This window comes from Mycolicibacterium sp. Y3 (assembly GCF_051188035.1).
Taxonomy (GTDB): domain Bacteria; phylum Actinomycetota; class Actinomycetes; order Mycobacteriales; family Mycobacteriaceae; genus Mycobacterium; species Mycobacterium fluoranthenivorans.
In genome coordinates this window covers 1748866-1760676 of the sequence record NZ_JAVQLT010000001.1, presented here as the reverse complement: position 1 = coordinate 1760676, position 11811 = coordinate 1748866, and the positions used below count along the sequence as shown (strand labels likewise).

The window sequence follows — 11811 nt, the reverse complement described above, 5'->3', positions numbered from 1 at the left end:
AACACGTTCTACCACCTTTGGGGCCGCCGCCCGGCACAATGACCGGTGATGACCAACGCCCTGGACTTCGGTGTACTCGGCCCGCTGCAGGTGACCGTCGACGGCGTAGCGCTGCCGCTGGGGACGCCGAAGCAACGGGCGGTGCTGGCATTGCTGGTCATGAGCCGAAACCGGCCGGTCAGCGGCGATTCTCTGGTCACCGCGGCGTGGGAGCAGTTCCCCCCGCCGGAACCCAAAGCCAGCCTGCACTCCTACATCTCCAATCTGCGCAAGCTCATCTCCGGCACCGGCGCGGACGGGCGGACGGTGCTGGCCAGCGCGGCACCGGGTTACCGGTTGGCGGTCGACGATGCGAACTGCGATGTCGGCCGCTTCATCGCGGCCAAGAGCGCCGGGGTTCAGGCCGCCGCGGCCGGACAGTTCGAGCAGGCCAGCAGCCACCTGGCCACGGCCCTGGCACAGTGGCGCGGACCGGTGCTCGACGACCTGCGGGATTTCGAGTTCGTCGACCCGTTCGCCACCGCACTCGTCGAAGACAAGGTGGTGGCCCACACCGCCCATGCCGAAGCCGAAATCGCTTGCAACCGTGCGCATACCATCATCGGCAGCCTCGAGTCGCTCGTCGTGGAGTTCCCCTACCGCGAGCCGCTGTGGGCGCAGCTGATCACCGCGTACTACCTCAGCGACCGCCAGTCCGATGCGCTGGATGCCTTCCAGCGGCTCAAGTCCACCCTGGCCGACGATCTGGGCATCGACCCCGGGCCCACGGTGCGCACGCTGTACGAGCGCATCCTGCGCCAGGAACCCCTCAACGTCCGTCAAGCCGCCCGGACCACGGCCGTGCACAAGATCAACAATCTCGACCTGCGCACCGCGGTCGGTGTGCAGACCGCCTCGGCACAGCTGCGCACCCGGTCCGGACGGGTCTACCCGCTGCTGGCCGCGGCCACCAGGATCGGCCGACTGCCCGATAACGACATCGTCCTGGACCAGGCCAACGTGAGCCGCCACCACGCCGTCATCATCGACACCGGAACCAGTTTCGTCATCACCGACCTGCGCTCGGCGAACGGCGTCGAGGTGAACGGCCAGCGCATCCGCGGTACGGCCAGCCTCGACGACGGCGACCGCTTCCGGATCTGCGAGCACGAGTTCGCCTTCGAGATCGTCCGTCCCGACTGAGCTTCGGCTGTGAGCGCCACGTCCACCCGTTAGGGTGTTGAGCCTGCGGACGTAGAGGAGCGAGGCAGACATGACCGGGCCGACTTCGCGTGAGGGCACCGATTTCGGCCCGTATCGTCTGCGGCGTCTCATCGGCCGCGGCGGGATGGGCGAGGTATACGAGGCCGAGGATACGGTCAAAGACCGGATCGTCGCCCTGAAACTGTTGCCGGAGGGTGTCTCCCACGATCCGGTGTTCCGCAAGCGCCTGCAGCGCGAGGCGCATTCGGCCGGGCGTCTGCAAGAGCCGCACGTGGTGCCGATCCACGACTACGGCGAGATCGACGGCGTGCTGTACGTCGACATGCGCATGATCAACGGGAACGACCTGCGCAAGCTGCTCAAGGGCTACGGACCGATGACGCCGGCGCGCGCGGTCGCGATCATCCGCCAGGTCGCCTCGGCGCTGGACGCCGCCCATGAGAGCGGCATCATGCATCGCGACGTGAAACCCGAGAACATCCTGATCACCCGGGACGATTTCGCGTACCTGGTGGACTTCGGGATCGCCAACGCCGCCAGCGACGAGAAGCTGACCGAACTGGGCACCGCGGTGGGCACCTACGCCTACATGGCCCCGGAGCGGTTCACCAGTGGCGAGGTCACCTACCGCGCCGACGTGTACGCGCTGACGTGTGTGCTGCACGAATGTCTCACCGGCTCCCAGCCGTTCCCGGGTGACAGCGTCAGCATGGTGATCACCGCCCACTTGATGAATCCCGTCCCGGCGCCCAGCCACACCCGGCCCGGCATCCCCACCGCCTTCGACGCCGTCATCGCCCGCGGGATGGCCAAGAAACCCGAGGACCGGTTTGCCAGTGCGGGAGACCTGGCCGCCGCCGCGACCGAGGCACTGAGTTCCCGGGATCAGGATCAAGCGGCCACCATCGTGGCGCGCGGTGAGGCCGCCGTGCGCCCGGGCGTGCCGTACGGCGCGCCCGCCCGGCCGCCCACGCCGCCGCCGTTCGGGGCCACCCCGCCTCCTGGTGCCACGCCGCCGCCGGTCCCCCCGCCGCCACCGGGTGCCACGCCGGCGCCGTACGCGGGGAGCCCCGCCGGTTTCCACCAGCCCCCGTCGGGCGGGCCGACCTGGAATCAGGTCAGTCCCCCGCCGAAGAAGAAAGCGACGCCGTGGCTGCCGATCGTGGCCGCTGCGGGCGTGTTCGTGCTGGTACTCGCCGCGCTCGGGGTGTTCTGGCTGGTCAAACCCGAGGACACCGCCGCGTCCCCGACCACCGGCACCAGCAAGACCACCGAAGAGCCGACCGAGGCCACCGACACGACGGAGACGACGGAGCGGACCCGGACCACCGAACCGGACAGCCCGGGCACCTTGGAGAACCGGCTGCTGGGCATGCTGCCCCGCGACTACTCTCCCGGGTCCTGTCAGGTGCTGCACCCGCCGGTGACGGGCGCGCTGGCGACCGTCGACTGCGGACCGGCCTCCTCACCGGGTGGACCGGCCGCGTCGCGATACTCGCTGTTCGCCGATCAAGGTCAGTTGTCGTCCCACTTCGACGACGCCATCAAGGGTGATTCCGAGTTGTTGCAGTGCCCGGGCAGCGGGATCGATTCGCCGACGACATGGCACTACACCGACTCCGCGCAGCGGGCCGAGGGCTCGATCGCCTGCGGCACGTACAACAACGGTCCCGACATCACCTGGACGAAGAACTCCGACCTGCTGATCGGCAATATCCAGGCACCCGATCTCGCACAGTTGCACCAGTGGTGGCTGGCCTACGGCTAGCCGCCAAGAAGACACCAAGAATCCATCAAGGTCGGCGTTGGACCCTGATGCCGTCCCGGAGCGACCGGGACCGACATCACCAGGAGTCCAGCCCATGTTCAGCACTTTCGCCCGCACCGCACTCGTCACCACGATGTCCGGGCTGGCGCTGGGACTGGCGGCGTTCGCCTCGGCGGGCACCGCGAGCGCGATCACCTCGCAGACCGATACCGCGTTCCTGAGCGAGATCGCCGACGAGGGCATCTCCTACGATTCGGCCTCCGCGGTCATCGGCAATGCGCACCAGGTCTGTTCGGAACTCAAGGCCGGCGCCTCCGGCACCGATATCGGCGGCGACATCCTCGCCCACACCGACCTGACCACCCGGCAGGCCGCCGCCTTCGTGGTCATGTCGATCGATTACTACTGCCCGCAGTACACCGACGCGTTCGCCTGAGAAGTATGTTCGATCCCGACCGCAATGAAGCGAAAGGGATCACCATGCCGAATCGTGTGTTCGTCGTCGGGGTCGGGATGACGAAGTTCGAGAAGCCAGGCGGACGCGGAGCTCGCGGAGCGGACCATGAGGCAGGCAAAGAGGGCTGGGACTACCCGGACATGGCTCGCGAATCCGGCACCAAGGCTCTCGCCGATGCGGGTATCGAGTATGCCGAGGTGCAACAGGGTTACGTCGGCTACTGCTCGGGCGACTCGACCTCGGGTCAGCGCGCGCTCTACGAGCTGGGCATGACGGGCATCCCGATCGTCAACGTCAACAACAACTGTTCCACCGGTTCAACGGCGCTGTACCTTGCGGCGCAGTCGATTCGGGGCGGGTTGGCCGACTGCACAATCGCGCTGGGGTTCGAGAAGATGCAGCCGGGCTCCCTCGGCGGCGGTGCGCAGGACCGCGAATCGCCGCTGGGCCGGCATATCAAGGCACTGGCCGAGATCGACGAGTTCGCCTTCCCCGTCGCGCCGTGGATGTTCGGCGCGGCCGGGCGTGAACACATGAAGAAGTACGGCAGCACCGCCGAGCACTTCGCAAAGATCGGCTACAAGAACCACAAGCATTCGGTGAACAACCCGTACGCGCAGTTTCAGGATGAGTACACCCTCGATGACATCCTGGGCTCGAAGATGATCTCGGACCCGTTGACCAAGCTGCAGTGCTCGCCCACCTCCGACGGTTCGGGTGCGGCCATCCTCGCCAGCGAGGCCTACGTCGACTCGCATGGGCTGGCCGGTCAGGCCGTGGAGATCGTCGGCCAAGCCATGACCACCGACTTCGCCTCGACCTTCGACGGCAGCGCGGCCAACATCATCGGTTACGACATGAATGTGCAAGCTGCACAACAGGTCTATGACCAATCCGGACTTGGCCCCGCCGACTTCCAGGTGATCGAGCTGCACGACTGCTTCTCGGCCAACGAACTGCTGCTGTACGAAGCGCTGGGCCTGTGCGGTGCGGGCGAGGCCCCGGCGCTGATCGACAACGACGACACCACCTACGGCGGCCGGTGGGTGGTCAACCCGTCCGGCGGCCTGATCTCCAAGGGCCATCCGCTGGGCGCCACCGGGCTGGCGCAGTGCGCCGAGCTGACGTGGCAGCTGCGCGGTACCGCCGACAAGCGGCAGGTGTCCGGGGTGACTGCCGCGCTGCAGCACAACATCGGTCTCGGTGGCGCGGCCGTGGTGACGGCCTACCAGCGCGCCGAGCGCTGACCCGGCGCCGAGATCGACAAACGGGCGCGAAGGTCCTGGGACTTTCGCGCCCGTTTGATCAATTGGGCGCAGATCGGTCAGAGGATGATGACCTCGTAGCCGCCGTCGGCGTGCTGGGCCCGGATGGTCTTCTTGTCGTATTTGCCGACGCTGGTGCGCGGCACCTGCGTGATGAACGTCCACCGCTCGGGCAGCCACCACCGAACCACCTTGTCGGCCAGGAACTCCCGCAACTCGGCGGCATCCGCCGAGGCGCCTTCGTCCAGGACGACGACGGCCAGCGGCCGTTCCTCCCAGCGCTCGTCGGGCACACCCACGACGGCGGCCTCCAGGACGGCCGGGTGGGCGATGAGCAGGTTCTCCAGCTCGACCGACGAGATCCATTCGCCGCCGGATTTGATGACGTCCTTGGCGCGGTCGGTCAACGTGACATAACCGTCCGGGTCGATGAGGCCGACATCTCCGGTACGCAGCCAGCCGCTGTCGAACTTCTCGGCGTCCTGGCCCAGGTAGTAACCGCCGGTGATCCACGGCCCGCGCACCTCCAGCTCACCGATCGCCTTACCGTCATCGGGTAGCCGGTTGCCCGCGTCGTCGACGATCCGGACCTCGACCCCGCACATCGGCCGGCCCTGGGTCGCGCGCATCTGCCAGTGCCGCTCCTCGGAGACGCCGGGCAACGGTTTGGCCACCGTGGCCAGTGGGGAGGTCTCGGTCATCCCCCAGGCCTGCTGGATGTAGACGCCGTACCGCTCCTGGAAGGTCCGCATCAGCGACACGGGCACCGCCGAACCGCCGCAGGCCACCAGCCGCAGCGACGAAACATCGTGCCCCGGAGACCTTTCCAGGCAGTGCATGACATCGTTCCAGATCGTCGGGACCGCCCCGGCCACCGTCGGCCGCCGCGTTTCGATCAGCTCGATGAGCGAGGCCCCATCCAGGAACCGGTCCGGCATGGCCAGGTCGGCTCCGGCCATCAACGCCGCGTAGGGCAGGCCCCAGGAGTTGGCGTGGAACATCGGCACGATGGGCAGCACCACGTCGCTGGAGCTGACGTCCAGGGCGTTGGCGGTGCATGCTGTCAGCGCGTGCAGATAGCTCGAACGGTGGCTGTAGACAACACCTTTCGGGTTTCCGGTGGTGCCGCTGGTGTAGCACATCGCGGCCGCAGAATTCTCGTCGAGCTCGGGCCAGTCGAATTCTGTGGGCTGGCCGGCCAGCAGTTCGTCGTAGCGCAGCACCGTCGGACCGGACAGCGCGTCGAGGTCGCCGTCGCCGACCACGATCACGGTGTGCACGGTGCTCAGCTGAGGCAGCACCGGGGCCAACAACGGCACCAGTGAGGCGTCGGCGATGATCACCTGGTCCTCGGCCTCGTTGGCGATGTACGCGATCTGTTCGGGCGACAGGCGGATGTTCAGGGTGTGCAGGACCGCGCCCATCGCGGGGGCGGCCAGGTAGGCGACGAGGTGTTCGGCGTTGTTCCACTGGAAGGTGGCGACCCGCTCGTCCCCGGTGATCCCGAGCCCGCGCAGCGCGTGCGCCAGTTGGGCGGCCTGTTCACCGACTTCGCGGTAGGTGATACTGCGGTGGCCGCCCTGCCCGGTGGCGGTGGTGACGACGCGGTCCCCATTGACGCCGCACGCGTGGCGCAGGATCGCAGTGATGGTCAAGGGCCAGTTCTGCATGGTGGAGTACACCGCCGCGATGGTAGCGCCAGCCCGGGTTGCACCTGCAACGAATCACCGCCGGCGGACGATGTAGTTCACAGCAAGTGTTCACCACATCGACAGGGGGCGCGTCATGCGTCCGTATCTCATTGCCGTGCCGCTGGCGGCGGCCGTGCTGCTCGGGTGCGCGCCACCGGCAGACGCCGACGAATCCGCGCTGGACACCATCGGCCGGCTGGAGTCCGAGGGTTACACCGTCAACGTCGACCGGGTCGGCAGCGCCCCGATCGATCAGTGCGTGGTCACCAGTGTGCGCAACCCGCAAACCGTCACCCGGCTGATCCGGGTGGACAACGGCCGTAATGGCAAACACGACTACGACTATGTCGAGGTGGTGGTCAGCCGGTCCATCTCGGTGTCGCTCGACTGCACCGCAAACCTGCGACATGGGCCATGATGGACATATGCGAATGAGATGGCTGCTGCCCGCGACGGCGGTATGCGCCGCGATCACCCTGTCCACCGGGATCGCCGCCGCCGAAGAAACGGCGCAGGAGACCATCAACCGCCTGCAGTCCGAGGGCTACACCGTGAACATCGACCGGACCGGCACCCTGCCGATGAGTCAGTGCGTGGTCACCAACGTCCGCAATCCGAACACGGTCAAACAGTGGGTGCCCTATGTCGGGCCGGGCACCGATGAACGGGTGCTGGTGCAGCAGACGGTCAGTCAGTCGATCTCGGTGTCGCTGGACTGCAACCGGTCGATCAACGGCACGCGTTAGACGCCGACCGGCTCGAGTTCGCGCTCGTCGGCGAAGGCGATGGCCTCGAACGGCGAGTACATCGGCGGCGGCGTCACGCGGAACGCGGTGATCTCGCCTTCCACGTCGGTGACGTAAAGCCGGTCACCCTGGTCACTCAGGGCCACCGCCGTGGGGCGGGACCCGACCGTGATGGTCTCCAACACGTCGTTGGTGACGGTGCACAGCACCGCAACCTGGTCGTAGTCGACGACATAGGCACGCGAACCATCCGCCGACATCGCCATCTGGATCGGCAGCGAGCCGGCGGCGATGGTGCGGTTGACGGTGAAACCGGCGAGATCGACGACGACGATTGCGCCCAGGTCGGTGATATCCGAGGTCAGCACGTACGCAGCGGTCTTGGTGACGGCGAGGTCGCGGATCGGCGCACCCAGCGACAGAGCCTTGCGCACGCGTGCGGTCTCGGTGTCGATCATCAGCAGACGGCTACCCGAGATCGTGGTGACGGCCGCGTACAGGGTGCGACCGGACGGGGCGATCCGCAGTCCGTCGATCGAGGCGCCGACGCCCGCGGGGATGTCGATGGTGCCGACCCGCTCGGCCGTGGTGTCGATGACAGCGATATCGACATGGTCGTCACCGGTGCGCGCCACGTAGGCGCGCTTGCCATCGGGGCTCACCTCGATCGCGGTCGCGGTGAATGCGAGCGGGTAGGTGGCAAGGACCGTGTTGGCGCGAGTGTCGACGACCACCACGCTGTCCACCTCCGCGGTGCTGGTGAGCACGTATGCACGGTCGTCGGCAAGTGCGACGGCGGTGGGTTCGCCCTGTACGGACACCTGGCCCGGGCCCGTGACAGTGTCCGGGCGGACCACGGTGACGGAGTCGTCGCTGTGGTTGGCGGCCACGATCGTCGTGGAATTGGCAGCCACGTCGGCGATGACACCACGTCCGATCAGCACCGATCCCGCGAACGCCGTCCGCGATTCGGTCAGCGCAGCATCATTCGCGCGCACAAAAACACTTGCCATTTCCTCGACACCTCCGCCGGTATGTCGGCACCGGCACTAGATTCAGTCGCTATGCGCCGTGGTTGACGCGTTCGTTCTTGATTCTAGCGACGAAAAGCGGGTCGACAGCGGGCCCGAACGGGACCGGTGGACGATCTGCCGTCAACCTCTCAGACACTTATTAGAAAACTTTTCGTTATGTAGTTGTGACCTTTGGTCAGCAATTCGAAGCGAGCCGTCTAGCACCGAAGATGCGGAGCCAGCAATTGCCGGCCAGACGCGCCGAACAATCCGCGACCGCCGGCGACCGCAACGCGGGAACCGGAAATGAGCGGCATATCACACCCGACATATCAGCAAACCCGCCGCCCCGACGACCGATATCGGTGGCACCAGCCGCGGCGCCGTGACCGGAATTCCGCCGATTTGACGTTGCTGTCAAATTAGCTATGGAGTCGCCCTGAGCTCAGGGCAGCAGCACGTACGAAAGGCCCTTCTGGGCTTTTACGTCGCGCGCCGACCAGGTGCCGGGGCCCATACCGGGCCCACCCATCTCGGTGAGCCGCAGATACGTGCCATCGGCGCGTTTCGACACCGTGTCCACCCATGCCACATGTCCGGCCGCAGGAGCATCGAGCACCCCGGGCGGAATGACGACGATCGAACGCGACTGCGGATCGCCGGCCACCGACCAACCCGAGGACCTGGCCGCAGTCGCGAGATCCTTCGGCGCGCCACCGATCGCCGGATAGAACTGCTTTCCGGAGACGAAATACCATTTCTCGAACGCGGCCCACATATCGGTGCCATCGCGGCCCGGATTGTTCTGCGCCTTGCGGCCGACGGCGCGTCCCGTGGTCAGCCGCGTCGATTCGGTCTCACAGGGCGGTACCACCGGATCATTGGAGCCGGTGTCCAGCATCGCGTCGGTGACATAACCGCCACTTTGCAGCCTGTTCCACAAATCGGTGCTCAAGTGATAGGGACCGCCGCTGAACACCACGCCACGGGCATAGCACGTGATGACCACCTTCGAGTGATCGGCGATGCTGCCGATCTTCTGACTGGTCGCCGACGGCGCCGAGCGGACCGCCAGGTCAAAACTGCCCGTGTTGACCGTGACCGTGCGCCCACCGGCGGCCGCCTCCGATTGCGGCACCGCCCCCGCCTCGCCGCCTCCCGAAACGAGGGAAGCAAGTGAGAATGCCACGAATGCGATTGCCCACGTACTCACCCTGGTCGAACTCACCCGCAACCCTTTCGGAATACCAATTCGCAGAATCATAATTCCCGAATTGACTATTTGCTAGAACCGAAAGAATTCTTTGCCGACCCGTGATGTCCGGCCGGCACCGGGGCACCCGGCACTCAATGCCATTGATAGCGCGTCTTGGGACGTCCAGCCTTCCCGTAGTCGGTGCCGCGAGCGACGGTCCCGTCGTCGGCTAGCCGCTCCAGGTATCGCCATGCCGTCACCCGCGACACCCCGACCCGCTCGGCCACCTCGTCAGCGGTCAGACCGTTCGGACTGTCCCGCACCACCCGGGCGATCTCGTCGGTGGTGTGCGGCGCCGCTCCCTTCGGCGAGACGGCCTTGTCGGTGGCCACCCGCAGTTCGGCGAAGGCCCGGTCCACTTCGGCCTGGCTGGCGGCTTCGGTGCCGGCGGGCAACGCGCTGCGGTAGCGCCGATAGCGCTCCAGCCGGTCACGGAACGCCGCGAAGGTGAATGGTTTGAGCAAATACGCCAGTGCTCCGTGCGCGACGGCGGCCCGCACCATCTCCAGGTCTCGCTCCGAGGTGATCGCGATGATGTCGGGCGCGGGCGCCAATCCCGACAGCGCCGACGCGAGCGCGATCCCGCTGGCATCGGGTAACCCCAGATCGAGCAGCACCAGATCGACGGGAGGCTGCGCTTCCGCCGCGGCCCGCATCGCGTCGCGCGCGGTGTGCGCCACCGCGACCACCGAAAACCCGTCGAGGCGGCCGAGATAGGTGAGGTGGGCCTCGGCGATCAGTGGCTCGTCCTCGACGATCAACACCCGGATCATCGGCGCACTCTGCTCTTCGCGCAAGCGCTCATCGCGGCACCGTCACGGTGACCACCGACCCGTAGGTCACCTCTGCGGCAATCGTCCCACCGTGCCGGTTGACCACCTGCGCGATCAGCGCCAAGCCCAGGCCATGGCCCGCCGCATCACTTTTCGTCGAATAGCCACGGCGCATCGCCCGCTCGAACGTCCGCGGATCCATCCCGGGCCCACTGTCGGCCACTCGAATCGTCAACGCCTCGTCGTCCTGGTTCACCGTCACTTCGACCCACGGCTCATCGCGGTCACACGCGTCGAGCGCGTTGTCGATCAGATTACCCAGCACCGTGACGATCTCCTGCCCGGTCAGCGGGATATCCGAGGGTAGTTGGGTGTCCTCGGTGACGGTCAGCGCGATGCCCCGTTCGTCGGCCTGAGCGGTCTTGCCCAGCAGCAGCGCCACCAGGGCCGGTTCGTTCAGGGACTGCGACAATCTGTCGACCAGGTGCTGGGACAGTTCGAGTTCCCGGGTCGCGACGGCGACCGCCTCCTCGGGGCGGCCCATCTCCACCATGGTGATGACGGTGTGCAGTTTGTTCGCCTGTTCGTGGGCCTGGGCCCGCAGGGAATCGGTGAGCACCTGCAGCGCACTGAGTTCGCCCAAGGCGCCCTGCAACTCGGTGCGGTCGCGGATGGTGACGACCTCGGCGGCGCCCATGCCCCGGTCGCCACGCCCCCGACCGCCGGATGCCCCGGACACCAGCGCCCGGTTCACCACCAGCACCCGATCCTCGGTCACCTGCAACTCGTCCCGGACGCCCGGATCGTGGCTGCGCAGGAACTCCGGGAGGTCCGCACGGGTCACGGGCCCCTCCGGCAGGCCCAGCAGCCTGCGCGCCTCATCGTTGACCAGGGCCACGCCGCGACCGTCCAGCACGATCAAGCCCTCGGACACCGAATGCAGCACGGCGTCATGGTGGTCGTACATCACCCGCAGCTCGTCGGGCCGCAACCCGTGCGTCTGTCGCAGCAGACGTCGCCGGATGGCCCAGGCACCGAGCAGCGAAATCCCCAACGCCGCAGCGGTGACCGCGACGATGATCGGGATCTGCGCCTGCCAGCGCTGCGCCAGGGTCTGCCGGGTGATGCCCGCCGACACCATGCCGACGATGCGGCCGTCGGGCGCCCGCACCGGGGCGACCGCCCGGATGGACGGACCCAGGGTGCCGGTGTAGACCTCGGTGAACGTCTCACCGCGCAACGCCGGTTCGAGAGTGCCCAGGTAGTGCCCGCCGATCTGGGTGGGGTCGGTATGGGTGAACCGGATTCCGTCCGGCGTCATGATGGTGATGAAGGCGATGCCGGTGGCGGTGCGCACGGCCTCGGTCGTCGGCTGCAATATCTTTGTCGCCGAGCCCGATTCGATCGCCGCCGCGGTCGACGGGGAATCTGCCAGTGCTGTGGCGATGCCCAGCACCTGCTGACGGGCGGCGGCGTCGCCGTCCCGGCGGGCGTCCAGCAGGGCCAGGCCGCTGCCCGCCAGCACCACGACGACGACCACGAGGATCTGCAGGGCGATCGCCTGACCTGCCAGGGACCACTGTGATGCGGCCGGCCACCACCTGCGCACCGCCACCCCCAGCTGAACGAAATGAACTAAA

The 11811-nt window shown here is 67.2% G+C and carries 11 protein-coding genes; 6 read left to right on the top strand and 5 right to left on the bottom strand.

The annotated features are described in order from the left end of the window. Positions 1-48 precede the first annotated feature (48 nt). The 4 genes from QN239_RS08680 (at position 49) to QN239_RS08665 (ending at position 4675) form a co-directional block, all read left to right on the top strand. Entirely contained in the window at positions 49-1182 is a 1134-nt protein-coding gene (locus QN239_RS08680; protein WP_499009558.1) for a BTAD domain-containing putative transcriptional regulator, read from the top strand. Between the two features lie 70 nt (positions 1183-1252). Continuing rightward, positions 1253-2971, top strand: coding sequence for a serine/threonine-protein kinase (locus QN239_RS08675; RefSeq protein WP_499009556.1), 1719 nt, complete (start codon positions 1253-1255; stop codon positions 2969-2971). Between the two features lie 94 nt (positions 2972-3065). After that, positions 3066-3407: a DUF732 domain-containing protein gene (locus QN239_RS08670; RefSeq protein WP_187096711.1), complete on the top strand. Its 342-nt coding sequence runs from the start codon at positions 3066-3068 to the stop codon at positions 3405-3407. Positions 3408-3451: 44 nt separating this feature from the next. Then, positions 3452-4675, top strand: coding sequence for a lipid-transfer protein (locus tag QN239_RS08665; RefSeq protein WP_499009555.1), 1224 nt, complete (start codon positions 3452-3454; stop codon positions 4673-4675). Between the two features lie 77 nt (positions 4676-4752). Here QN239_RS08665 and QN239_RS08660 read toward each other — a convergent pair whose 3' ends face one another. Next, positions 4753-6375 carry a fatty acid--CoA ligase gene (locus QN239_RS08660; protein ID WP_499009553.1) on the bottom strand — a complete coding sequence of 541 codons (1623 nt, stop codon included), beginning with the start codon at positions 6373-6375 and terminating at the stop codon, positions 4753-4755. 103 nt (positions 6376-6478) lie between these two features. On the opposite strand from QN239_RS08660, the gene QN239_RS08655 reads away from it, so the two are divergent. After that, positions 6479-6802 carry a hypothetical protein gene (locus QN239_RS08655; protein ID WP_499009552.1) on the top strand — a complete coding sequence of 108 codons (324 nt, stop codon included), beginning with the start codon at positions 6479-6481 and terminating at the stop codon, positions 6800-6802. Between the two features lie 7 nt (positions 6803-6809). Next, positions 6810-7130: a hypothetical protein gene (locus QN239_RS08650; RefSeq protein ID WP_090362565.1), complete on the top strand. Its 321-nt coding sequence runs from the start codon at positions 6810-6812 to the stop codon at positions 7128-7130. Here the strand turns inward: QN239_RS08650 and QN239_RS08645 are convergent. From QN239_RS08645 to QN239_RS08630, 4 genes are all read right to left on the bottom strand, one after another. Further along, a complete protein-coding gene (locus QN239_RS08645; protein WP_499009549.1) occupies positions 7127-8143 on the bottom strand; it encodes an MmpL3/TtfA transport complex stabilizer in 1017 nt (338 codons plus the stop codon). The genes QN239_RS08650 and QN239_RS08645 overlap by 4 nt on opposite strands. Before the next feature lie 445 nt (positions 8144-8588). Next, positions 8589-9281, bottom strand: a complete 693-nt coding sequence (locus QN239_RS08640) for an amidase (RefSeq protein WP_499009547.1) — start codon at positions 9279-9281, stop codon at positions 8589-8591. Positions 9282-9490: 209 nt separating this feature from the next. Further along, positions 9491-10171: a response regulator gene (locus tag QN239_RS08635; protein WP_090362771.1), complete on the bottom strand. Its 681-nt coding sequence runs from the start codon at positions 10169-10171 to the stop codon at positions 9491-9493. Positions 10172-10199: 28 nt separating this feature from the next. Then, on the bottom strand, positions 10200-11780 hold the full coding sequence (locus tag QN239_RS08630) for a sensor histidine kinase (RefSeq protein WP_499009546.1): 1581 nt from the start codon (positions 11778-11780) through the stop codon (positions 10200-10202). Positions 11781-11811: the final 31 nt, after the last annotated feature.